The sequence below is a fragment of the Mesorhizobium sp. CCNWLY176 genome, from assembly GCF_037153935.1.
Classification (GTDB): domain Bacteria; phylum Pseudomonadota; class Alphaproteobacteria; order Rhizobiales; family Rhizobiaceae; genus Mesorhizobium_M; species Mesorhizobium_M zhangyense.
On the sequence record NZ_JBBBDZ010000003.1, the window covers coordinates 152,414 to 174,554 of the forward strand.

Genomic DNA, 22,141 nt, shown 5'->3' on the forward strand with positions numbered 1-22,141 from the left:
GCATGGCAGACATCCGCAACAATTTCGTAGGCATCAAGTCGCCGAACCCGTTCTGGCTGGCGTCTGCGCCGCCGACCGACAAGGCCTACAACGTCATCCGCGCCTTTCAGGCCGGCTGGGGCGGCGTGGTCTGGAAGACGCTGGGCGAAGAAGGTCCGCCGGTCGTCAATGTCAACGGCCCGCGCTACGGCGCGATCTGGGGTGCCGACCGTCGGTTGCTGGGCCTCAACAACATCGAGCTCATCACCGACCGTCAGCTTCAGATCAATCTGCAGGAGATGAAGCAGGTCAAGCGCGACTGGCCCGACCGGGCGCTGATCGCCTCCATCATGGTGCCTTGCGAGGAGAATGCCTGGAAGGCAATCCTGCCGGTGGTCGAAGAGACGGGGGCTGACGGCATCGAGCTCAATTTCGGCTGCCCGCACGGCATGTCGGAGCGCGGCATGGGTGCCGCCGTCGGCCAGGTGCCAGAATATATCGAAATGGTCGTGCGCTGGTGCAAGCAGTACACGCGCATGCCGGTCATCACCAAGCTGACGCCCAACATCGCCGACATCCGCAAGCCGGCGCGCGCCGCGCACGCCGGCGGCACGGATGCCGTGTCGCTGATCAACACGATCAACTCGATCACGGCCGTCAATCTCGACACGTTCTCGCCCGAGCCTTCCATCGGTGGCAAGGGCAGCCATGGCGGCTATTGCGGCCCGGCAGTCAAGCCGATCGCGCTCAACATGGTGGCCGAGATCGCGCGCGATCCCGAAACGCGGGGACTGCCGATTTCCGGCATCGGCGGCATTACCACATGGCGCGATGCGGCCGAGTTCATGGCGCTTGGCGCCGGCAATGTGCAGGTCTGCACGGCGGCGATGACCTATGGCTTCAAGATCGTCCAGGAGATGATCGAGGGGCTGAAGAACTGGATGGACGAGAAGGGCCATGCATCGCTCGACGATGTCATCGGCCGCGCGACGCCCAATGTCACCGACTGGCAGTATCTCAACCTCAACTATGTCGCCAAGGCGCATATCGACCAGGACGCCTGCATCAAGTGCGGCCGGTGCCACATCGCCTGCGAGGACACCTCGCATCAGGCGATCACCAACATGGTCGACGGCGTGCGCCACTTCGAGGTGATCGAGGCGGAATGCGTCGGCTGCAACCTGTGCGTCAACGTCTGCCCGGTCGAGAACTGCATCACCATGGAGCCGCTGGCCGCAGGCGTAATGGACCAGCGCACCGGCCAGCCAGTCTCGCCGGTCTATGCGAACTGGACGCAACATCCCAACAACCCGATGGCGAAGGTGGCGGCCGAGTAGAGCCGCATGCTGGAAACCGGACGGAAGGTACTTGCCGCACAACCCTTCAGCGCCTTGCTGGGAACCGAGCTTCTGGTTTTCGAGCAAGGCCGGGCGGAGCTTGCTCTGGACCTGAAGCCGGAGCACCTGCAGCAGAACGGTTTCGCCCATGGCGGCATACTCAGCTACCTGGCCGATAACGCGCTCACCTTCGCAGGCGGCTCAGTCCTCGGCATCAAGGTGCTGACGCTGGAGTTCAAGGTAAACTATCTGCGCCCGGCCAAAGGCGCTCGGTTGATCGCGCGTGCCAGGGTGATCGGCAGCGGCGCGAACCAGGCGGTCTGCGCTTGCGATATCTTCTCCGTCGACAATGGCGAGGAGAAACAGTGCGCCGCCGCGCAGGGCACGATCTGGAAGATCGGGTAATGAGCCGCCGCCGCATAGTTATGTGGCGGGCTTCGTTTTTCTTATTGTAGATAAAAAATATCCATGATATAAATTATCCACAATTGGAGATAAGCGATGAAACTTGGTGACGGCGTAGAAGCGGCGATCCATTGCGCGAATATGCTGGCAGGCCTCGAAGAGGGGCGCACGCTGCCGGCGAGTGCATTGGCCGAGTATCACGGCGTTTCGCCGAGCTATCTGCTCAAGCATCTGAAGGAACTTGTCGCGGCGAGGGTTTTCGAATCCGTGTCCGGACCGCACGGCGGCTATCGTCTCGCCCGCACTCCCGACCGCATCAGCCTTCTCGATATCGTGCTGGCGGTGGAGGGCAGGGAGCCTGCATTCCGCTGCGCCGAAATCCGGCAGCGTGGCCCGGGCAAGCTGGAGCCTGCGGCGTACACCAAACCCTGCGGCATCAATGCCGCCATGTTGCGGGCCGAGCGGGCTTATCGCACGGTTCTGGCCGAAACCAAGCTCTCGGACATCATCGCCGGCTACCAGGCCGAAGCCGACCCGCGCGCCATCACATTCGCCTGCGGATATCTCGCCCGCAACCAGCGGCCACAGGCCTGAACCTCATCAATCATCCAAGGAAAGGAAAAGACCATGAAACCACGTCTCGAGTTCTTCAAAGCTGATCCGGAACTGCTGAAAGCCGTGCAAACCCTCAACGCAAAGGTTGATCAGTGCGGCCTCGAAAAGAGCCTGTTGCATCTGATCAAGCTTCGGGCATCGCAGATCAATGGCTGCTCATATTGCGTCGACATGCATACGCGCGAAGCACGCGCTGACGGCGAGAGCGAGCAGCGTGTCTATCTCGTCTCCGCCTGGCGGGAGTCGCCGCTCTATTCCGACCGCGAACGCGCCGCTTTCGAATGGACGGAAACGCTGACGCGGCTCGCCGACAAGCCGGTGACGGACAGCCTCTATACGGAGATGCTGGAGCATTTCAGCGAGCAGGAACTCGTGAAACTCTCTGTCGCGGTCGGCATGATCAATGTCTGGAATCGCCTGTGCGTGCCTTTCCACGCCATTCATCCGGTCGAAAGAGCCAAGGCCGCCTGAGCTTTTAATCAACTCGTCAGAAGGGCGGCCGTCCGGTCGCCCTCGCAAGGGAGAAGAACATGTTCGAAGACGCCCTTCCCGCACTCGCCTTTGCCGGCCGCCTTCTGCTCGGCGGTGCCTTCGTTTTCGCCGGCATCCGCAATATCGCAAACAGGCCTTTGCTGACGAGCATCATGACCGCGCGCGGTGTGCCGCAGGCCGGCTTGCTGCTATGGGCTGGCATCATCGTGCAGATTGTCGGCGGCGCTTTGCTGATCGCCGGTCTTTGGACGGCGCTGGCGGCGGCGGGACTGATCGGGTTCCTGATCGTCGCCACCCTGATGTTCCACAATTTCTGGGACCATCAGGGCGCCGAGCGCGCTGCCCGCATCAATGGCGTCGTTGCCAATATCGCGCTGACCGGCGGTTTTATCCTTGCCATGGCAGCTTCAGCGTAGAGCCGTCCGGTTAGACCTCCTTGGTGTCGAAGAAAAACAGATCCGCGCCGCCATCGGCAAATTTGGGGATATCGCCGGCGGCCGCCTGTCCCTCGGGCGAACCAAGCGCGGTCTTTAAGGCGGCAAGCGAATCGAACTGAAGCGTAGCCACGAGATGATAGCCGGCAGGGCCACCGGGCGTCTCGACCGTACCGGTGCTGACGTCATATTTGCGCAAGCCCGGTATCTTCTTGGCGAGCGGCACATGGGTGGCGAAATAATAGCGGTCGAAAGCGGCCGCGTCCTTCGGTGTCTTGTACATTGCTATGAGCTTAGCCATCGACGTCTCCTCCGCTGAAAGCGAGGCACGATGAACTATCGCCGGAATGTTGAGAACCCGGACCAAAGTCCCCTATTCGTGCATCCGGTGGATCAGTCGCGCTTGGGCAGGAGGCCCTGAATGAACAGGTTCTCGAGGAAGCGCGCGGCGTCTTCGAAGCGGCCTTCGCCGCCGCGGTCGGGGCCGAGCACGGCGCGCACCTGCACGTCGAAATCGGCATAATGCTGGGTCGTCGCCCAGATCGAGAAGATCAGGTGATAGGGGTCGGTCTTGGCGATCTTGCCACTCCGCATCCAGCCGCGGATCACGGTGGCCTTCTCGTCCACCAGCGTTTTCAGCTCGCCTTCCAGAAGCGGCATGATGCGCGGCGCCCCCTGGATGATCTCGTTGGCGAAGAGCCGGCTTTCGCGCGGAAAGTCGCGCGCCATTTCCAGCTTGCGGCGAATGTAGCTTCTGAGTTCCGTCATCGGGTCGCCGATGTCGTCCAGTTCGCGCAGCGGCGCCAGCCAGGTTTCCAGCAGGCGCTCCATCAGCGTTTCGTGGATGTCTTCCTTGCGGCGGAAATAATAGAGCAGGTTCGGCTTCGACATACCCGCGGCTTCCGCGATCTGGTCTATGGTCGAGCCGCGAAAACCGTTGACGGAAAACACCTCGAGCGCGGCTTCCAGGATAAGCTCGCGTTTCTCCTGCTGGATGCGGGTGCGGCGCGGAGCAGTGGAGCCTTCCATTGTCATTGCGGCCTCTTCGCGATGCCGGGAGAGTACCGGCTGTGGCCCAATCCGCTGGACCAGTTTCTCTCGTTGTGTGGAACGCGATTTTGCCCGCGCATCTGGGCTACTATTCCCTTGACCGCCCATCTGGCGGTGCTAACGTTTGTCCAATCGGTCAAAATTTGCGTAGCACAGAAGCGAAGCAAAGACCAAGCGTTGGCCGTATCGAAACAGGGGACACAAGGGAAAAGCTTGGTCATGTCGAATAGAAAAAATATCGCGCCGAACGATCTCAGCGCATTCTGGATGCCGTTTACCTCGAACCGGCAGTTCAAGCAGGCGCCGCGCATGATGGTCGCGGCCAAGGACATGCATTACACGGCAAGCGACGGTCGCAAGATCCTCGACGGCACTGCCGGCCTTTGGTGTGTCAATGCCGGCCACTGCCGTCCGAAGATCACCGAGGCGATCCAGCAACAGGCCGCCGTGCTCGACTATGCGCCGGCATTCCAGATGGGCCACCCGATCGTGTTCGAACTGGCGAACCGCCTGGTCGACATCGCGCCCAAAGGCATGGACCATGTGTTCTTCACCAATTCCGGTTCGGAATCGGTCGATACGGCGCTGAAGATCGCGCTCGCCTATCAGCGCGTGAAAGGCCAGGGCTCGCGCACGCGCCTCATCGGCCGCGAGCGCGGCTATCACGGCGTCAATTTCGGCGGCATTTCCGTCGGCGGCATCGTCTCCAACCGCAAGATGTTCGGCACGCTTTTGACCGGCGTCGACCATATGCCGCACACGCATCTGCCGGAAAAGAACGCCTTCAGCCGTGGCGAGCCGGAGCATGGCGCCGATATCGCCAGCGAGCTGGAGCGCATCGTCGCGCTGCATGACGCCTCGACCATCGCCGCCGTCATCGTCGAGCCGGTTGCCGGTTCCACCGGCGTTCTCATTCCGCCGAAGGGCTATCTGCAGAAGCTGCGCGACATCTGCACCAAGCACGGCATCCTATTGATCTTCGACGAGGTCATCACCGGTTTCGGTCGCCTCGGCACGCCGTTCGCGGCGGATTATTTCGGCGTCACGCCGGACATCATCACGACCGCCAAGGGCGTCTCCAACGGCGTCATCCCGATGGGCGCTGTGTTCGTCACGAAGGAAATCCACGACGCCTTCATGACCGGCCCCGAACACATGATCGAGTTTTTCCACGGCTACACCTATTCGGGAAATCCGATGGCTTGCGCAGCCGCTCTCGGCACGCTCGATACCTACAAGGAAGAAGGGCTTCTGACGCGCGGCGCCGAGCTTGCTGCGCACTGGGAGGAAGCCCTGCATTCGCTCAAGGGCGAGCCGCATGTCATCGACATCCGCAACATCGGCCTGATCGGTGCGATCGAGCTTCAGCCCATTGCCGGCGAACCGACCAAGCGCGCTTTCTCGGCCTTCGTGAAGGCCTTCGAGCGCGGCGCGCTGATCCGCACCACCGGCGACATCATCGCGCTGTCGCCGCCGCTGATCATCACCAAGGGCCAGATCGACGAACTGATCGATCATGTGCGTGAAGTGTTGAATCTGATCGACTAACACAGTAACGCCGGGAGGCCGAAAGGCTTCCCGGCGTTTCTCATTGCAAGAGTTTTTTAGAGTAGGACGAGCATGGCCGCCCCCGGCGAAAATTTGCGAATCAATTCAGATCGTTTGTGGGATTCGCTGATGGAGATGGCGAAGATCGGCCCCGGCATCGCCGGCGGCAACAATCGCCAGACACTGACGGACTTCGACGGTGAGGGGCGTAACCTTTTCAAGACATGGTGCGACGAGGCCGGGCTTGAAATGGGCGTCGACCAGATGGGCACGATGTTTGCCCGCCGCGAAGGCACCGACCCGGATGCGCTGCCGGTCTATGTTGGCTCGCATCTCGATACGCAGCCGACCGGCGGCAAGTTTGACGGCGTGCTGGGCGTGCTCGGCGGGCTCGAAATCATCCGCTCGCTCAACGATCTCGGCATCAAGACCAAACACCCCATCGTCGTCACCAACTGGACGAACGAGGAAGGCACCCGTTTCGCGCCGGCCATGCTCGCTTCCGGCGTCTTTGCCGGCGTGCTCGAGCAGGATTGGGCCTATGGCCGCAAGGACGCCGAAGGCAAGCTTTTCGGCAATGAGCTGGAGCGCATCGGCTGGAAAGGCGAGGAGAAGGTCGGCGCGCGCAAGATGAAGGCGTTCTTCGAGCTTCACATCGAGCAGGGGCCGATACTTGAGGGCGAACTGGTCGATATCGGCGTCGTCACCCATGGCCAGGGCCTGAAGTGGCTGCAGGTGACGCTGACCGGCAGGGAGGCACACACCGGCTCGACGCCGATGCCCAAGCGCCGCAATGCCGGCCTCGGCATGGCGCGCGTGACTGAACTGGTCCACGAGATCGCCATGGACTACCAGCCCGACGCCGTCGGTGCGATCGGCCACATGGAAGTCTACCCGAATTCGCGCAACATCATCGCCGGCCGCACGGTCTTCACCATCGACATCCGCTCGCCCAACAAGGAAGTGCTGGACGAGATGGACGAGCGCATCCGCGACGGCATTTCGACCATCTGCGAGGCGCTCGATATCTCCTTCGAAATCGAGCAGGTCGGCCATTTCGACCCGGTGACCTTCGATGAAGGCTGCGTCAAGGCGATCCGCGATGCCGCCGTTCGTCTGGGCTATTCGCACCGCGACATCGTCTCGGGTGCCGGCCACGATGCCTGCTGGATCAACCGCGTCGCGCCGACGGCCATGGTCATGTGCCCTTGCGTTGACGGGCTGAGCCACAACGAGGCCGAGGAAATCTTTCCGGAATGGGCCGCCGCCGGCTGCGACGTGCTGTTCCACGCGGTTGTCGAAACGGCGGTGATCGTGGAGTGAAGCCAAGGCGCAATCTCGACGAGGAGCGGACGCTTAGGGTTCTGCTTGCCTGGCCGGCAAGCGAGCCACCCTATTCGACATCGCTCATCGAGAGATGTGAGATTGCGTTGAACACCCCGCTAGGTGCTCTCAGCATGGAGCAGATCAGGTTGTTGATTGGACAAGGTTTCGGGCTCGAATACCTGATGCCTAAGGCTCTTGCTGGTCTGGATATAAACCCGATGATTGGAGTCACCCACTATGAGGGTGACCTGCTTTCTGCCTGCCTTCGTGTGAAATCCGATTTCTGGACATCAGCTTCCGACCTACATGAGCGGTTACGAACGATCGTGAGCAAGCTTGACCAATCAAGCTTCGATGCCAAACTGGCAAGGGAGATTCAGGCGTTTATGAAAGGCTCTGAACCGAGGGCAACATAACTTAACCAAGAGCCGACGCGCTCGCAAAGAAGCGCGCGGTTTAAAAAGGGGAACTGGGAGAATGATCGAAAAAATCGAAAATGGCGCGCCATGACCGGCTGCATCTTCGTGCAGGGCGGGATTTTTGGCATGGGGCGTGCTGCGTCACCGGACGTTGGCGGACGGAAATTGCCGTCTTTTGACTACGGCAGGCAGCTTGGTTCAAACTGAATCAAGGTCGGCGCTTATCCTGTTGTTTTCGCGAATCTTCCTTTCATCAGCCAGTGTCCCCATCGTTGGAAAACTGCTCTAATAGAGCGATGGAATTTTTTGGAAAGAGCCAGCTTGCAGCCAGCACAACAAACCGTCGTAGAAGCCAGTAAACTCGGTCTCACCTTCCAGACCGGAGACGGCCCCGTGCAGGCGCTGTCCGATGTCGACCTGACCATCAAGAAGGGCGAATTCGTTTCCTTCATCGGCCCGTCCGGCTGTGGCAAGACGACGTTCCTGCGTGTTATCGCCGATCTCGAAAAGCCGACTTCCGGCACCATTTCCATCAATGGCATGACACCGGAGCAGGCACGGCAGGCGCGCGCCTATGGCTATGTCTTCCAGGCTGCCGCGCTCTATCCATGGCGCACCATCGAGCGCAACATCGCGCTGCCGCTGGAGATCATGGGCATTTCCGGGGTCGACCAGAAAGCGCGCATCAAGCGCACCATGGAACTGGTCAACCTGTCGGGCTTCGAAAAGAAATTTCCCTGGCAGCTGTCCGGCGGCATGCAGCAGCGCGCCTCGATCGCGCGTGCGCTGGCCTTCGATGCCGACCTTCTGCTGATGGACGAGCCCTTCGGCGCGCTTGACGAGATCGTGCGCGACCACCTCAACGAGCAGCTTCTCGAACTCTGGAAGCGCACCAACAAGACGATCTGCTTCGTCACCCATTCGATTCCGGAAGCGGTCTATCTGTCGACGCGCATCGTCGTCATGTCGCCGCGCCCCGGCCGTGTCACCGACGTCATCGAATCGACACTGCCGCATGAGCGCCCGCTGGATATTCGCGAGTCGCCGGAATTCCTGGCCATCGCCGCACGGGTTCGGGATGGCCTGCGGGCAGGGCACAGCTATGATGATTGAGGCGTGGAAAGTTTCCCCTCCCCCTTGTGGGGAGGGGTTAGGGGTGGGGGTTCTTCTCATGCCGACCGGGATCGGTCCAGATGCAATTCGCCGTGCTCGGCGACTGCGACGAAACATGACTGAAGGCGAGCGAAAGCTCTGGTTGGAACTCAGGGAGTTTCGCCGACTTTACGGCATTCATGTAAGGAGGCAGGCGCCGCTAGGTCCGTACATCGCCGACTTTGTGATTCATGAGAGGCACCTCATCATCGAAGTTGATGGCGAACATCATTTCACGGCGACCGGGCATGCGCGCGATCGCAAACGGGACGAGTGGTTAGCTAGCCAAGGCTATAAGACACTGAGGTTCAACACAGGCGAGCTATCCGAATCTTTTGACGGTTGCGTGGAAGAAATTTTGCGCGAACTTGGGCTGATGCCGGATTTGGAAATTACCCCCACCCCTAGCCCCTCCCCACAAGGGGGAGGGGGACTGTGTTAGCGCCGATGGATCGTCTAAGCCAAAAAATCGTACCCATTACCAGCATTCTCTTGGGTCTGGTCATCGTCTGGTACGTTTTCGCCATCATCCTAAACGGGCCGTTCCAGCGCGATCTCGATCGGCGCGCCGGCGAGACGCCGGGGTTTGTCGAGTTCGTCGGCAAGACGTGGTCGCAGCCCAAGCCGACGCTGCCGGCGCCGCATCAGGTGGCGGCGAATTTCTTTGAAAACACCTTCCTGCGCAAAGTCACCAGCAATCGCAGCCTCGTCTACCATGCCTGGGTGACGCTTTCGTCGACGCTGCTGGGCTTTGCCTTTGGCACGGCACTCGGCATTCTGATTGCTGTCGGCATCGTGCATTTCACCTCGCTCGACCGCAGCCTGATGCCGTGGATCATCGCCTCGCAGACCATTCCCATCCTGGCGATCGCGCCGATGGTGGTGGTCGTCTTCGCCGCCATCGGCATCACCGGCGTCATCCCCAAGGCGCTGATCTCAACCTATCTGTCGTTCTTCCCTGTCGCGGTCGGCATGGTGAAGGGCCTGCGCTCGCCCGAACTGATGCATCTCGACCTGATGCACACCTATAATGCCAGCGCCTCGCAGACGTTCTGGAAGCTGCGCGTGCCGGCCTCGGTGCCGTTCCTGTTCGCTTCGATGAAAGTGGCCGTGGCGGCAAGCCTCGTCGGCGCCATCGTTGCCGAACTGCCGACAGGCGCGGTCGCCGGCATCGGCGCAAAGCTGCTCTCCGGCTCCTATTACAGCCAGACCATCGACATATGGGCGGCCCTCGTCGCTGGGTCGATCGTGGCGATCCTGCTGGTCACTGTCGTCGGCATCGTCGGCAACATCGTCGAGCGCTCCATGGGCGGGAGGCCGGCATGAGCGGGCTGAAGCTTTCATGGCAGGCGGGACTGGCGCTGCTTTTCTGCGTGACCGCGGCCATCATGCTGCCGCTGGCGGGTGCGGCTGCTCCCTATAGCGGCGGCACCACCGCTCTGATCTTCATCCTTGTTGCCGGCGCGGCATTGGCGTCTGCTCTTTCCCTGCCGAACTTGATTTCCGCCGCCATTCTGTTCGTCGGCGCGCATGGCGCGGCCTGGCTGCTCATTGCCGGCATTACCGGCAATGAGGGCACCGCGCGAACCTCGTTCTTCCTGCTGATAACGGCTGCCTGGTTGCTGGCCTGGCGCTGCGTGACCGTGCTGTCGGTGCTCCGCCCGGTGGACCGCCTGGCGAATACACTGCTGCGGCTGTTGATTCCCGTCATCTTCGGCGCGTGGATTCTTATCCTGTGGGAGGCGATCACGCGGGGCGCCGGCATTCCCTTCGTGCTCCTGCCGCCGCCCAGCGCTATCGGCGTGCGGCTTGCGAACTCCCTGCCGATCCTGTGGGCGGATGTGAACCAGACGATCTTCAAGTCGGTGGTCGCAGGCTACATCCTCGGCTGCGGCGCGGGCTTTGCCACCGCCATCCTGGCCGACCGCGTGCCGTTCCTGCGGCGCGGGCTTCTGCCAATCGGCAATATGGTTTCGGCGCTGCCGATCATCGGCGTCGCGCCCATTCTGGTCATGTGGTTCGGCTTCGACTGGCCGTCCAAGGCGGCAGTCGTCGTCGTCATGACCTTCTTCCCGATGCTGGTGAACACGGTCGCCGGTCTTGCCGCGTCCGGGCATATGGAGCGCGATCTGATGCGCACCTATGCCTCCAGCTACTGGCAGACGCTGTTCAAGCTTAGGCTGCCGGCGGCTGCTCCATTCATCTTCAACGCGCTGAAGATCAATTCCACGCTGGCGATGATCGGCGCTATCGTCGCGGAGTTCTTCGGCACCCCCGTCGTCGGTATGGGCTTCCGTATTTCGACGGAGGTCGGCCGCATGAATATCGATATGGTCTGGGCTGAAATCGCAGTTGCAGCACTTGCGGGTTCGGTCTTCTATGGCGCGATTGCCCTTGTCGAAAGGGCCGTTACGTTTTGGCATCCGTCTGTCCGTGGTGGGTAGGCGCACTTCAGAGGGTGAAAAAAATGAAAAAACTGATGGTTTCCATGCTGGCCGGCGCGATGTCGCTGGCGGCTGTCCAGGCTTGGGCGGCCGAAAAGGTGACGCTGCAGCTCAAATGGGTGACGCAGTCGCAGTTTGCCGGCTACTATGTTGCCAAGGACAAGGGCTTTTATGAAGAGGAAGGCCTCGACGTCGACATCAAGCCGGGCGGTCCCGATATCGCGCCTGAGCAGGTGATTGCCGGCGGCGGCGCCGACGTGATCGTCGACTGGATGGGCGGCGCGCTGGCTGCCCGCGAAAAGGGCGTTCCGCTGGTCAATATCGCCCAGCCTTTCAAGAAGGCCGGCATGGAACTGGTCTGCCCGAAGGACGGCCCGATCAAGACCGAAGCCGACTTCAAGGGCCACACGCTCGGCGTCTGGTTCTTCGGCAACGAATATCCGTTCTACGCCTGGATGAACAAGCTCGGCCTGCCGACCGAAGGCGGCAAGGACGGCGTGACCGTTCTCAAGCAGAGCTTCGACGTGCAGCCGCTGATCCAGAAGCAGGCCGACTGCATCTCGGTCATGACATATAACGAATACTGGCAGCTGATCGATGCCGGCTTCAAGCCTGAGGACCTCACTGTCTTCAACTACACCGAGATGGGTAACGACCTTCTGGAAGACGGCCTCTATGCGCTTGGCGACAAGCTCAAGGACCCGGCCTTCGAGGAAAAGATGGTCAAGTTCGTGCGCGCCTCGATGAAGGGCTGGAAATACGCCACCGAGAATCCGGATGAGGCAGCCGGCATCGTCGTGGAAAATGGTGGCCAGGACGAGAACCACCAGAAGCGTATGATGGGCGAAGTCGCCAAGCTGATCGACAATGCCGACGGCAAGCTGATCCCGGCCGCATACGAGCGCACGGCAGCGGCTCTGCTGGCACAGAAGATCATCACCAAGGAGCCGGAGGGTGCCTTCACGACGGTGATCACCGACAAGGCGATCAAGTAAAATCCGCTTTCCAAAGCGCAAGACAGTAAAGGGGCGGGCAACCGCCCCTTTTTGGTGTCATGACACCGTAAACCGACCGTGAGACGATTGGCGTTCCTGCATTCTTGTTCGAGGACCAAGCCATGCGGATCGCAAGCTACAATGTCGAAAACCTGTTCGATCGCGCCAAGGCGATGAACCTCGACAGTTGGGAGGAGGGCCGTCCGGTTCTGGAGGCCTTCGCAGCGCTCAACGCGCTTCTGGGTGAGATCACCTACACGCCGGCGATGAAGACAAAGATGGTCGAGCTGATGATCAAGCTCGGCCTCGAGAAATCAGATACCGGTCCCTTCGTCATCCTGCGCCGCAACCGCGGCGGATTGCTGAAAAGGCCGACGGCCGGCGGCATCGAGATCCTGGCTGATGGCCGCGCCGACTGGGTCGGCTCGCTCGAACTGCGCGACGAGCCGGTGAACGAACATTCCATGCGCAACACTGCCCGCGTCATGATCGACATCGAGGCTGATATTCTGGCGGTGGTGGAGGCCGAGAGCCGTCCCGTTCTCGCCGCCTTCAACGACACCATCCTGCCGGCGATCGGCGGCGTGCCGTTCCGGCAAGTCATGGTCATCGACGGCAATGACGAGCGCGGCATCGATGTCGGGCTGGTTACCAAGCCGGACCATGTCATCGGCCTGATGCGCAGCCATGTCGATGATCTCGCGCCGAACGGCGAGCGGATATTTTCGCGCGACTGTCCCGAATTCCATGTGACGCTGCCGTCCGGCAAGACGCTCATCGTCATGGTCAACCATTTCAAGAGCAAGGGTTTTGGTTCGATGGCGTCATCCAACGCCAAGCGGCGTTCGCAGGCGGAGCGCGTCAAGGCGATCTATGAGGGGCTGGTGGTGGCAGGCAACGAACTGATCGTCGTGCTGGGCGACCTCAACGATACGCCGGGCAGCAATCCACTCAAGCCGCTGATCGAGGGCACGAACCTCAGGGATGTGTTTACGCATCCGGGCTTCGACAATGGTGGCTTTCCCGGCACCTTCGGCCTCTGCAACGCCGGCAACAAGATCGACTATATTCTCCTGTCGCCGAAGCTGTTTGAGAAGGTCGTGGCGGGCGGCGTGTTCCGGACGGGCATGTGGCCGGGCTCACGGCCTCGGCGGTGGGATTGTTATGCTGAGCTGACCAAGCCGCATGATGCCGGATCGGATCACGCGGCGGTGTGGGTGGATATCGATATTTGAGGGGTTGAAGCTGTCGCAACGTATGGCGTGCAGCGATATTCCCCTCTCCGTCGCGCTTCGCGCGCCACCTCTCCCCGCAAGCGGGGCGAGGAACCCAGGTTCTGCAACGCCGCAACCTTCGCTCTCCCGTGACCTCGGTGGGCGCCGGTTCCTCGCCCCCGCGAAGCGGGGGAGAGGTGGCTCGGCGAAGCCGAGACGGAGAGGGGGTCTTTGCAGCCTACCGCTTCTCGCGAATATCCGTCATCGTCCGCGTCGGCGTAATCGCCTCCGGGTCGAGCTTGATTTCGATGATCGCCGGTTTGCCGCTTGCCTTGGCGCGCTCGAAGGCCGCGGCAAAGTCGGCGGTCTTTTCCACCGTCTCGCCATGACCGCCATAAGCGCGGGCCAGTGCTGCGAAATCCGGGTTCTTCAGGTCGGTTGCCTCGACACGGCCAGGATATTCGCGCTCCTGATGCATGCGGATGGTGCCGTAGATGCCGTTGTTGACGACGATGACGATGATCGGCAGGTCATATTGCACGGCTGTTGCGAATTCCTGGCCGTTCATCAGGAAGCAGCCGTCGCCGGCAAAGCAGACCACCTCGCGATCGGGAAACAGCCCCTTGGCCGCGACCGCTGCCGGCATGCCGTAGCCCATCGAGCCGGATGTCGGTGCGCCCTGCGTGGCGAAGCGGCGGAAGCGGTGGAAGCGATGCACCCAGGTGGCGTAGTTGCCGGCGCCGTTGGTCAGGATCGCGTCTTCCGGCAGCACCTTTTCCAGATAGGTCATGATCGGCCCCATCTGCACCGCGCCGGGTCCGGTTTCGGGCGGTGTCGACCAAGCGAGATAGTCTGCGTGTGCCGCAGCCGTTGCCTCTGCCCAGCCCGGAGAAGTCGGTCCCTTTCTCTTGGCGAAAGCCTGCGCGAATGCCGCGGGCGAAGCGTTGATGGCAAGCGTCGGGCGATAGACGCGGCCAAGCTCGTTCGTGTCCGGGTGGACATGCACCAGCGTCTGGTCCGGGTAGGGGCTCTTCATCAGCGTGTAGTCCGACGACGGCATCTCGCCGAAGCGCCCGCCGACCAGCAGGATTAGGTCGGCTTCCTTGACGCGGGCGGCGAGCTTCGGGTTGATGCCGATGCCGACATCGCCGGCATAGTTCGGGTGCAGATGGTCGAACAGCATCTGCCGGCGGAACGAAACGCCGACCGGCAGCGACCAGTTCTCGGAAATCTCCTGGAAGCCGGCGACGGCCCCCTCATTCCAGCCCGAGCCGCCGAGGATTGCGAAGGGACGCTTGGCGCCGGTGAGCAGTCGTTCCAGTTCGGCCAGTTCCGCCTCTCCCGGCCGTGTTTCGACGGGCGTGAAGGGCAGCGCGGCGGACGCTTCAACCTCGCTCGTCAGCATGTCTTCCGGCAGTGCGATAACGACTGGGCCGGGGCGGCCGGATGTCGCGATGGAGAAAGCACGGGTGAGGATTTCGGGGATGCGCGCTGCATCGTCGATCTCGGTCGCCCATTTGGCGATCGGGCCGAAGAAGGCGCGGTAGTCGACTTCCTGGAACGCCTCACGCTCGCGGGCGTGGCTCGCAACCTGGCCGATGAACATGATGAGCGGGATAGAGTCCTGCATGGCGATGTGAATGCCGGCCGAGGCGTTGGTCGCGCCGGGACCGCGCGTGACGAAGCAGATGCCGGGCTTGCCGGTCAGCCGGCCGTGGCAGTCGGCCATCATCGCCGCGCCACCTTCCTGCCGGCAGACGATGCTCTTGATGGAGGAATCGTAGAGCGCATCGAGCACTGCGAGATAGGATTCGCCAGGCACGCAATACATGCGGTCGACGCCATTGGCTTCGAGGGCTTCGACGATCAGTTTTCCGCCAGTCTTCATCCGCCTGCCTTCTCCAGTTCCGCCAGAATTTCCGCCGTGTGCTCGCCAAGGCGCGGCGAGGGCCGCTCATAGACTAGCGGCGTCGCGCTCATCACCATCGGCGCACGTACCGACGGCAGCCTGTTGCCGTCGCTATCTTCCAGATCGAGCCGCATGCCGCGCGCGATCGCCTGAGGGTCGGCGAACGCCTCGCCGATGGTGTTGATGGGGCTTGCCGGCACGCCGGCTTTTTCCAGTTCCGCCAGCAGCGCCTCGCGCTCGAACTTTGCCAGGGCGGCAACCATGGCTTCGCGCAGGGGGACGCGGTTCGCCACGCGCGCGGCGTTGGTCGCATAGAGCGGGTCGGTACCCATGGCATCGAGCCCGACGACGGCGCAGAATTTGCGGAACTGGCCGTCATTGCCGACGGCGAGAATGAAATGCCCGTCCTTGACCGGCAGCACTTCATACGGCGCGATGTTGGGATGGGCATTGCCCATCTGCTTCGGCGGAACGCCCGAGACGAGATAGTTCAGATTCTGGTTGGCAAGCACGGACATCTGCGCGTCGAACAGCGCCATGTCGATCTGTTGACCCTGGCCGGTGGCTTCCGCGTGGCGCAAAGCGGCCTGAATGGCGACGACGGAATAGAGGCCGGTGAAGATATCAGTGACGGCCACGCCCACCTTCTGCGGCTCGCCGCCGGCCGGCCCGGTGATCGACATCAGGCCCGACATGCCCTGCACGATGAAATCGTAGCCGGCGCGGGGCGCATAGGGGCCGTCCTGGCCGAATCCGGTGATCGAGCAATAGACGAGGCGCGGGTTGATCGCCTTCAGGCTTTCATAGTCGAGCCCGTATTTCTCCAAGCCCCCGAGCTTGAAATTCTCGATCAGCACGTCCGCCGTCGCGACGAGTTTTTTGACCGTCTCGGCACCTTCCGGCGTCGAGAAATCCACGGCGATCGAGCGCTTGCCGCGATTGCAGGAATGGTAGTAGGCGGCCGACAGGTTCTCGCCGTCATGGCCCTCGACAAAGGGCGGACCCCATTTGCGCGTGTCGTCGCCGCCGTCCGGGCTCTCGACCTTGATGACATCAGCGCCGAGATCGGCCAGCAACTGGCCCGCCCATGGGCCGGCAAGGATGCGGGCAAGTTCGATGACGCGGATGCCGTGAAGGGGAGGTTGAGCCATGAAGGACCTGACGGTTGCGGTGCTGGCACGCTGTAACAATCTTGCGCCGGCCTGTCACCGTCGATGCGCTGTGCCAGCCTGTGCCGGCGCTATTTTCTGACCACCTGCTCGGCCCAGGCGGCGAATTCTTCCAAGATGAGATCGCGATTTATCTCGTTCAGGCTTTCGTGGCGGGTTTGCCCGTAAACCTTTGAAACCAGATTCGAAAAGCCCAGCCGCTCCATGCGGCCGGCAAGATCGGTTATGGCCTTGCCGCCATCGGTCGCCGGGTCTTTTTCTCCACCGACGATGTTGAACGGCAGGTCCTTCGGCACATTCCCAAAATTGGCGTCATCGGCGCCATGGAAGACAAAGCCGAACAGATCCTGCCACAGCGAGACGCTTGCATCCCAGCCGCAGAGCGGGTCGGCGACATATTTGTCGACCTCCACCGGGTCGCGCGACAGCCAGTCGAACCCGGTGCGGTGGTTGGGTATTTTCTTCGCCCATGCCTGGAAGGTCAGCCTCGGCAATATCCGCGACGGCACGTCGGAGCCAAGGCGAAAACGCTCATAGGCAAGGACCGCCTGCGCCACACGGCCGAGCAGCCCGGCCGAGAAACTGGCGTTCCAGATGGCTGCGCCGCGAAGCCCCTCGGGATGGCGCATGGCATAGTTGAGGGTGATCATGCCGCCCATCGAATGGCCGAAAATGATCACCGGCAGCCATGGCTGCTCCTTGCGGATCAACTCGTGGATAGAGGCGATGTCGGCGATGACCTTATCGCCGCCGCCGGTGATCCCGAACATGCCCTGCGGCGCATCCGGCGCCTTGGTGTAGCCGTGGCCGCGATGGTCGTGCGCGTAGGTGTGAAAGCCGCGCGCGGCCATGAAGTCGGCAAAGCGCGCGTAACGGGCGGCATGTTCGGCCAGGCCGTGATTGATCTGGATCACGCCGCGCGGCGCACCCTTGGCGCGCTTCATATAAAGGTTGAGCTTTGCGCCGGTTGGCGACTCATGAAGCCTTTGGCTGTCGAATGGCATGATTTCTCCCTCGACTGCGGACTGTTGGCCACGGCGATGGGCGCGTCAAGGGAGCGTGCGCTGCCATCCACCGACCTTGGATTTCATGACGAAACTTTGGATGTTTTTTCTTCACTGATGATGTCAGGAGGGGCTCCGATTGCCCTTGTGCATCGAAATGCGAACCATATATTCCATTCGCTTCCCAACTCGGGCCCCGGGCTTCTCCGCCGCATTCTCCACAGCAACCGCAAATGCGGCCATCGACAGGCACCTTCATGCAGCCGATCATTTCCGTTTCCCATCTGTCCAAGACATACGCCACGGGTTTCAAGGCGCTGAAGGACATCAATCTCGATATCCGCAAGGGCGAGATCTTTGCGCTGCTCGGCCCCAACGGTGCCGGCAAGACGACGCTGATCAGCATCATCTGCGGCATCGTCAATCCGAGCGAAGGGTCGGTGATGGCCGACGGCCACGATATCATCAAGGATTATCGCGCCGCGCGCTCGCGGATCGGGCTCGTGCCGCAGGAACTGACGACCGACGCCTTCGAGACGGTGTGGGCGACGGTGAGCTTCAGCCGCGGCCTGTTCGGCAAGCCGAAGAACCCGGCCCATATCGAGAAGGTGCTGCGCGAGCTTTCGCTGTGGGACAAGAAAGACAGCAAGATCATCACCCTTTCCGGCGGCATGAAGCGCCGGGTGATGATCGCCAAGGCGCTGTCGCACGAGCCGCAGATCCTGTTCCTCGACGAGCCGACCGCCGGCGTTGATGTCGAACTCCGGCGTGACATGTGGGAAGTCGTGCGCTCGTTGCGCGACACCGGCGTCACCATCATCCTCACCACGCATTACATCGAAGAGGCGGAGCAGATGGCCGACCGCATCGGCGTTATCAACCAGGGCGAAATCATCCTCGTCGAGGAAAAGGCCGAACTGATGCGCAAGCTCGGCAAGAAGCAGCTGACGCTTCAGTTGCAGGGCGTGCTGGAAAACATTCCCACAGCACTCGAAAAGCACGGGCTGGAGCTGTCGCAGGAAGGCGACGAGCTGACCTATACCTACGACACGCAGCAGGAACGCACCGGCATTACCACGCTGCTGCGCGACCTGAACGAAGCGGGCATCCGCTTCCGGGATTTGCAGACCAAGCAGAATTCGCTGGAAGAAATCTTTGTCAGCCTGGTGCGGGAGCAGCGGTCATGAATTTTTATGCCATCCGCGCGATCTATCTGTTCGAAATGGCCCGCACGTGGCGCACGCTTCTGCAGAGCATCGTCTCGCCGGTCATCTCGACCTCGCTCTATTTCGTCGTCTTCGGCTCGGCCATCGGCTCGCATATGAAGGAAATCGGCGGTGTCAGCTATGGCTCCTTCATCGTACCGGGGCTGATCATGCTTTCGCTTTTGACGCAAAGTATCTCCAATGCCTCCTTCGGCATCTATTTTCCAAAGTTCGTCGGCACGATCTACGAGCTGCTGTCCGCGCCGGTCTCCTCGCTGGAAATCGTCGTCAGCTATGTCGGTGCCGCCGCGACGAAATCCATCATCCTCGGGCTGATCATCCTTGCGACCGCGGCGCTCTTCGTGCCGCTGCACATCGAGCATCCGCTGTGGATGATGCTGTTCCTCGTGCTGACGGCGGTGACATTCAGCCTGTTCGGCTTCCTCATCGGCATCTGGGCCGACGGTTTCGAGAAGCTGCAACTGGTGCCGATGCTGATCGTGACGCCACTGACCTTCCTCGGCGGCAGTTTCTATTCCATCGATATGCTGCCGCCCTTCTGGCAGAAGGTCACGCTGTTCAACCCGGTGCTCTATCTGGTCAGCGGCTTCCGCTGGAGTTTTTATGGCGTGGCCGACGTGAATATCGGCATCAGCCTCGCCATGACGCTGGCGTTTCTTGCAGCGTGTCTGGTTGCCGTGTGGTGGATCTTCAAGACGGGGTGGCGGATCAAGGTTTGAGGGGGAAGCGCGCTGTAGATGGCTTCGGCTCCCCCAAAAGCATTTGCCGTTTCGGCCGGCATCGCCTACATAGCGCGCAACCTCCGCAAACAGATCAGGGATTAGCCAAGCGTGGCACGCCAGTTCATCTATCACATGGCCGGGCTCAACAAGGCCTACGGCACCAAGAAAGTCCTCGAAAACCTCCATCTCTCCTTCTACCCGGACGCCAAGATCGGCATTCTCGGGCCGAACGGCGCCGGTAAGTCGACTGTGCTCAAGATCATGGCCGGTCTCGACAAGGAGTGGAATGGCGAAGCCTGGCTCGCCGAGGGTGCGACCGTCGGCTATCTGGCGCAGGAGCCGCAGCTCGACGCCACCAAGACGGTCTTCGAAAACATCATGGAAGGCGTCGCCAAGAAGACGGCCATCATCGAGCGCTACAACGAGCTGATGATGAACTATTCCGACGAGACTGCCGACGAGTCGGCGCGTCTTCAGGACGATATGGACCGGCTGAACCTCTGGGACCTCGAACAGCAGGTCGAGATGGCCATGGAAGCGCTGGCCTGCCCGCCCAAGGACTCGGAAGTGACCAAGCTTTCGGGCGGCGAGCGCCGCCGCGTCGCTCTGTGCAAGCTGCTGCTTTCAGAGCCCGACCTTCTGCTGCTCGACGAACCGACCAACCATCTCGACGCCGAGACCACGGCCTGGCTGGAAAAGCATCTGCGAGCCTATAAGGGTGCGGTGCTGCTCATCACCCACGATCGCTACTTCCTCGACAACGTCACCGGCTGGATTCTCGAGCTCGACCGCGGCCGCGGCATTCCCTATGAGGGCAACTACACCGCCTATCTCGAAGCCAAGGCCAAGCGCCTCAAGCAGGAAGGCCGTGAGGACGATGCGCGCCAGCGCGCCATCAACCGCGAGCGCGAGTGGATTTCTTCCAGCCCCAAGGCGCGCCAGACCAAGTCCAAGGCGCGTATCCAGGCCTTCGAAAATCTTCTGGAGGCTGCCGACAAGCGCCGTCCCAGCGACACGCAGATCGTCATTCCGCATGGCGAGCGCCTCGGCAATGTCGTCATCGAGGTTGCCGACCTGAACAAGGGTTTTGGCGAAGAGCTGCTGATCGAGAACCTGACCTTCAAGCTGCCGCCCGGCGGCATCGTCGGCGTCATCGGCCCGAACGGCGCCGGCAAAACCACGCTGTTCAAGATGATCACCGGCCAGGAGACGCCCGATTCCGGCTCGGTCCGCATCGGCGAAACCGTCAAGCTCGGCTATGTCGACCAGAGCCGTGACGCGCTCGATGCCAACAAAACGGTCTGGGAAGAGATTTCCGGCGGTGCCGAAGTGGTCAAGCTCGGCAAGTTCGAGGCCAACACCCGAGCTTACTGTTCGTCGTTCAACTTCCGTGGCGGCGACCAGCAGCAGAAGGTCGGTAATCTCTCCGGCGGCCAGCGCAACCGCGTGCACCTCGCCAAGATGCTGAAGACCGGCGGCAACGTTCTCCTCCTCGACGAGCCGACCAACGATCTCGATACGGAAACGCTGGCGGCACTGGAAGACGCACTGGAAAATTACGCCGGCTGCGCCGTCATCATCTCCCACGATCGCATGTTCCTCGACCGCATGGCGACGCATATGCTGGCCTTCGAGGGTGACAGCCATGTCGAATGGTTCGAGGGCAACTTCGAGGACTACGAGAAGGACAAGATCCGCCGCCTCGGCCCCGATGCCGTCAACCCGCACCGCATGACCTACAAGCGGCTGACGCGATAACAGATTTCTACCAGCGCCCCGTGTCACAGCGGGGCGCTTTTGCATTCGATCTCCAGAACGAGCATGAGCGATGGCAGACTGGTCCGCATCCCAATATCTCAAATTCGAGGATGAGCGGACCCGTCCGTCGCGCGACTTGCTGGCTCAAATACCGCTCGAAAACCCGCGCCATGTCGTCGATATCGGTTGCGGTCCGGGCAATTCGACGGAACTGCTGGCGGCGCGCTGGCCGACCGCGAAAGTCAGCGGCGTCGACTCTTCGCCGGCGATGATCGAGGAGGCGAGGCGTCGCCTGCCGGCGCTGGAATTTACGCTCGCCGATGCCGATAGCTGGACGCCGGACGGGCCGGTGGACGTGATCTTCGCCAATGCCGTGTTCCAGTGGCTGCCCAACCATCAGGCGGTGTTGGCCAGGCTGCTCGGCCTGCTTGCGCCGGGCGGCGTGCTTGCCGTGCAGATGCCGGACAATCTCGGCGAGCAGTCGCATGTGCAGATGCGCGAGACGGCAGCTGCGATGCCGTTCGCGGCAAAGATCGCTCGCGCCGCGCGTGCGCCGTTGCCGCCGGTGGCGTCCTATTACGATCTTCTGACGCCGCAGTCGGCCAGGCTCGACATCTGGCATACGATCTACAACCATCCGCTGGCGAGTGCCGAGGCGATCGTCGAATGGGTGAAATCGACCGGCCTGAAGCCTTTCATCGATCCGCTTGAAGACGGGGAGAGGGCGCTGTTCCTGAAGGAATACACGGCGCGCATCGCGTCTGCCTATCCGCCGGCGTTGGACGGCAAGGTGCTTCTTCGCTTTCCGCGGCTTTTCATCATGGCGCAACGGGTGTAAAGCGCCTGCCTTTGCCACGCAGGTTAAGCTGACGTAAACTGCCGTCCTGCGACACTATCCCCGGGGAGACCGCGTTTCTGCAAAGCGTGCGCGAGCAGATCGTGA

23 protein-coding genes are annotated in these 22,141 nt (G+C 61.6%); 18 read left to right on the forward strand and 5 right to left on the reverse strand.

The window, feature by feature from the left end; genetic code table 11:
- Positions 1 to 2 precede the first annotated feature (2 nt).
- The 5 genes from preA (at position 3) to WBQ96_RS06350 (ending at position 3,244) form a co-directional block, all read left to right on the forward strand.
- Positions 3 to 1,316 (forward strand): NAD-dependent dihydropyrimidine dehydrogenase subunit PreA, encoded by a 1,314-nt coding sequence (gene preA / locus WBQ96_RS06330; RefSeq protein ID WP_165116210.1) that lies wholly within the window; start codon positions 3 to 5, stop codon positions 1,314 to 1,316.
- Between the two features lie 6 nt (positions 1,317 to 1,322).
- Positions 1,323 to 1,721 (forward strand): PaaI family thioesterase, encoded by a 399-nt coding sequence (locus WBQ96_RS06335; RefSeq protein WP_336548451.1) that lies wholly within the window; start codon positions 1,323 to 1,325, stop codon positions 1,719 to 1,721.
- A gap of 96 nt (positions 1,722 to 1,817) precedes the next feature.
- Positions 1,818 to 2,315, forward strand: coding sequence for an RrF2 family transcriptional regulator (locus WBQ96_RS06340; RefSeq protein ID WP_336548454.1), 498 nt, complete (start codon positions 1,818 to 1,820; stop codon positions 2,313 to 2,315).
- 33 nt (positions 2,316 to 2,348) lie between these two features.
- Positions 2,349 to 2,807, forward strand: a complete 459-nt coding sequence (locus WBQ96_RS06345; RefSeq protein WP_336548456.1) for a carboxymuconolactone decarboxylase family protein — start codon at positions 2,349 to 2,351, stop codon at positions 2,805 to 2,807.
- 59 nt (positions 2,808 to 2,866) lie between these two features.
- Entirely contained in the window at positions 2,867 to 3,244 is a 378-nt protein-coding gene (locus WBQ96_RS06350; RefSeq protein WP_336548458.1) for a DoxX family protein, read from the forward strand.
- 10 nt (positions 3,245 to 3,254) lie between these two features.
- Here the strand turns inward: WBQ96_RS06350 and WBQ96_RS06355 are convergent, their stop codons facing one another.
- Together WBQ96_RS06355 and WBQ96_RS06360 are read right to left on the reverse strand one after the other, a co-directional pair.
- Positions 3,255 to 3,563 carry an EthD family reductase gene (locus WBQ96_RS06355; protein WP_336548460.1) on the reverse strand — a complete coding sequence of 103 codons (309 nt, stop codon included), beginning with the start codon at positions 3,561 to 3,563 and terminating at the stop codon, positions 3,255 to 3,257.
- A 92-nt stretch (positions 3,564 to 3,655) separates the two neighbouring features.
- The gene (locus tag WBQ96_RS06360) at positions 3,656 to 4,291 is read right to left on the reverse strand and encodes a TetR family transcriptional regulator C-terminal domain-containing protein (protein WP_336548927.1); all 636 of its coding nucleotides are present in this window, start codon (positions 4,289 to 4,291) and stop codon (positions 3,656 to 3,658) included.
- A 240-nt stretch (positions 4,292 to 4,531) separates the two neighbouring features.
- Between WBQ96_RS06360 and WBQ96_RS06365 the strand changes: the two genes are divergently transcribed.
- The 9 genes from WBQ96_RS06365 to WBQ96_RS06405 all read left to right on the forward strand — a co-directional run bounded on the left by WBQ96_RS06365 (position 4,532) and on the right by WBQ96_RS06405 (position 13,431).
- Positions 4,532 to 5,860, forward strand: coding sequence for an aspartate aminotransferase family protein (locus WBQ96_RS06365; RefSeq protein WP_336548462.1), 1,329 nt, complete (start codon positions 4,532 to 4,534; stop codon positions 5,858 to 5,860).
- A 72-nt stretch (positions 5,861 to 5,932) separates the two neighbouring features.
- Positions 5,933 to 7,183, forward strand: a complete 1,251-nt coding sequence (locus tag WBQ96_RS06370) for a Zn-dependent hydrolase (protein ID WP_336548464.1) — start codon at positions 5,933 to 5,935, stop codon at positions 7,181 to 7,183.
- Positions 7,117 to 7,602 (forward strand): contact-dependent growth inhibition system immunity protein, encoded by a 486-nt coding sequence (locus WBQ96_RS06375; RefSeq protein WP_336548467.1) that lies wholly within the window; start codon positions 7,117 to 7,119, stop codon positions 7,600 to 7,602. The genes WBQ96_RS06370 and WBQ96_RS06375 overlap by 67 nt, the downstream gene beginning before the upstream one ends.
- Positions 7,603 to 7,926: 324 nt before the next feature.
- Positions 7,927 to 8,718: an ABC transporter ATP-binding protein gene (locus WBQ96_RS06380; protein WP_336548469.1), complete on the forward strand. Its 792-nt coding sequence runs from the start codon at positions 7,927 to 7,929 to the stop codon at positions 8,716 to 8,718.
- 58 nt (positions 8,719 to 8,776) lie between these two features.
- Entirely contained in the window at positions 8,777 to 9,199 is a 423-nt protein-coding gene (locus WBQ96_RS06385) for an endonuclease domain-containing protein (RefSeq protein ID WP_336548471.1), read from the forward strand.
- A gap of 5 nt (positions 9,200 to 9,204) precedes the next feature.
- Positions 9,205 to 10,083 carry an ABC transporter permease gene (locus tag WBQ96_RS06390; protein WP_336548474.1) on the forward strand — a complete coding sequence of 293 codons (879 nt, stop codon included), beginning with the start codon at positions 9,205 to 9,207 and terminating at the stop codon, positions 10,081 to 10,083.
- Complete coding sequence (locus WBQ96_RS06395; protein WP_336548476.1) at positions 10,080 to 11,201, forward strand: ABC transporter permease; 1,122 nt, start codon at positions 10,080 to 10,082, stop codon at positions 11,199 to 11,201. The genes WBQ96_RS06390 and WBQ96_RS06395 overlap by 4 nt, the downstream gene beginning before the upstream one ends.
- A gap of 23 nt (positions 11,202 to 11,224) precedes the next feature.
- Positions 11,225 to 12,196, forward strand: a complete 972-nt coding sequence (locus tag WBQ96_RS06400; RefSeq protein ID WP_336548478.1) for an ABC transporter substrate-binding protein — start codon at positions 11,225 to 11,227, stop codon at positions 12,194 to 12,196.
- A gap of 122 nt (positions 12,197 to 12,318) precedes the next feature.
- A complete protein-coding gene (locus WBQ96_RS06405) occupies positions 12,319 to 13,431 on the forward strand; it encodes an endonuclease/exonuclease/phosphatase family protein (RefSeq protein WP_336548480.1) in 1,113 nt (370 codons plus the stop codon).
- Between the two features lie 217 nt (positions 13,432 to 13,648).
- On the opposite strand, the gene WBQ96_RS06410 is transcribed toward WBQ96_RS06405, so the two are convergent.
- From WBQ96_RS06410 to WBQ96_RS06420, 3 genes are all read right to left on the reverse strand, one after another.
- A complete protein-coding gene (locus WBQ96_RS06410; protein WP_336548482.1) occupies positions 13,649 to 15,298 on the reverse strand; it encodes a thiamine pyrophosphate-binding protein in 1,650 nt (549 codons plus the stop codon).
- The gene (locus WBQ96_RS06415) at positions 15,295 to 16,470 is read right to left on the reverse strand and encodes a CaiB/BaiF CoA transferase family protein (RefSeq protein WP_336548484.1); all 1,176 of its coding nucleotides are present in this window, start codon (positions 16,468 to 16,470) and stop codon (positions 15,295 to 15,297) included. Before WBQ96_RS06415 ends, WBQ96_RS06410 begins: the two co-directional genes overlap by 4 nt.
- Before the next feature lie 89 nt (positions 16,471 to 16,559).
- On the reverse strand, positions 16,560 to 17,492 hold the full coding sequence (locus WBQ96_RS06420) for an alpha/beta hydrolase (protein WP_336548486.1): 933 nt from the start codon (positions 17,490 to 17,492) through the stop codon (positions 16,560 to 16,562).
- A gap of 257 nt (positions 17,493 to 17,749) precedes the next feature.
- Here WBQ96_RS06420 and WBQ96_RS06425 point away from each other — a divergent pair, with 257 nt between their 5' ends.
- The 4 genes from WBQ96_RS06425 to tam all read left to right on the forward strand — a co-directional run bounded on the left by WBQ96_RS06425 (position 17,750) and on the right by tam (position 22,036).
- Positions 17,750 to 18,679 (forward strand): ABC transporter ATP-binding protein, encoded by a 930-nt coding sequence (locus WBQ96_RS06425; RefSeq protein ID WP_336548930.1) that lies wholly within the window; start codon positions 17,750 to 17,752, stop codon positions 18,677 to 18,679.
- A complete protein-coding gene (locus WBQ96_RS06430) occupies positions 18,676 to 19,437 on the forward strand; it encodes an ABC transporter permease (protein ID WP_336548488.1) in 762 nt (253 codons plus the stop codon). The genes WBQ96_RS06425 and WBQ96_RS06430 overlap by 4 nt, the downstream gene beginning before the upstream one ends.
- 111 nt (positions 19,438 to 19,548) lie before the next feature.
- Positions 19,549 to 21,198, forward strand: a complete 1,650-nt coding sequence (gene ettA / locus WBQ96_RS06435) for an energy-dependent translational throttle protein EttA (RefSeq protein WP_336548490.1) — start codon at positions 19,549 to 19,551, stop codon at positions 21,196 to 21,198.
- Positions 21,199 to 21,268: 70 nt separating this feature from the next.
- Positions 21,269 to 22,036, forward strand: coding sequence for a trans-aconitate 2-methyltransferase (tam, locus tag WBQ96_RS06440; RefSeq protein ID WP_336548492.1), 768 nt, complete (start codon positions 21,269 to 21,271; stop codon positions 22,034 to 22,036).
- Positions 22,037 to 22,141: the final 105 nt, after the last annotated feature.